The organism is Fictibacillus sp. NRS-1165 (genome assembly GCF_050468105.1).
In the GTDB taxonomy this organism is placed as follows: Bacteria; Bacillota; Bacilli; order Bacillales; family Fictibacillaceae; genus Fictibacillus_C; species Fictibacillus_C terrinigri.
The window spans coordinates 1-1,117 of record NZ_JBDPNU010000047.1; the positions used below are offsets into that span (position 1 = coordinate 1).

1 pseudogene is annotated in these 1,117 nt (G+C 39.7%); it reads right to left on the bottom strand.

From position 1 onward, the window contains the following. Positions 1-1,063 (bottom strand): annotated as a pseudogene (locus ABHN01_RS20000) (IS3 family transposase); the annotation flags it as partial. Positions 1,064-1,117: the final 54 nt, after the last annotated feature.

A 1,117-nucleotide genomic window follows, 5' to 3' on the forward strand; every position in this document is an offset into this window, starting at 1 on the left:
AGGAGCGTATCTTTATCTGTCAAACGTACTAAAGCTTGGTCTAACATGGTAGAGACAAGGGAATATGTCGGTCTGGAACCAAGAGTATATGTGATGATTTCTCCATTAAATAAGTCCAAGATAGGTGATAAATACAGCTTTTCTCCGAACAACTTAAATTCTGTAATATCTGTAACCCATTTTTGGTTTGGCTTTTCAGCTTCAAAGTTACGATTTAAGATATTTGGTGCAATCTTGCCGACTTTTCCTTTATAAGAGCGGTATTTTTTCATGCGTACGAGGCATTTTAAGCCCATTTCCTGCATGATACGCTGAACTTTTTTGTGGTTCACTTTGTGTCCTCGATTTCTAAGTTCATCACGAATCCGACGATAGCCAAAACGTCCTTCATGTTCATCATAAATGGCCTGAATCAGCTTTTTCAACTCCGCATCTGGGTCAGGACGGTTCCTGTTGTTCACCCAATAATAGTAAGAACTGCGAGGGATACACGCGAGCTTGATGAGGGCTTTCACCGGGAACTCATGCCTCAATTCATAGACTACTTGCGCTTTGTCTTGTTTGGTGATTTTTCCTTGTTTTGAACTAAGGCATTCAACTTTTTTAAATACGCATTTTCCATACGTAACTGTTCTAATTCCTGTTGAAGAGCTTCTACGGATCCTTCAGCTGATGCCGATTTCTTGGAAGCCTTTTGATTTTTATTATTCATCCTTGGACGCCCCTTTTTCTTTGGTTCTAGGGCAGCCCACCCTTGCGTCTCCAATACATGTTGCCAGTTCCTCAATGAAGAAGGAGAAGGTAAATTAAAGATCGCAGCAGTTTCAAAGATAGACGTCCCATGTTCGTTCATAGAATTGAGTACGTCTAGTTTAAAGTTTACGGAGTAATTTGTATAGCTTTTGATAAAAGCACATTCCCCGTGGTATTTATATCTCCTCACCCAATACTCAACGACACTTTTATGCGCACCTATATCATTAGCGATGGAACAACACCCTTCGCCTTCTTCTAGATATCGTTTTACAGCTTCTAATTTATCTTCCTTAGTAAATTTAGCCAAAAGAAAAAGCACCTCCAAATTTTAGATGGTGTCTAAAATTTGGGGTGCAGTTCA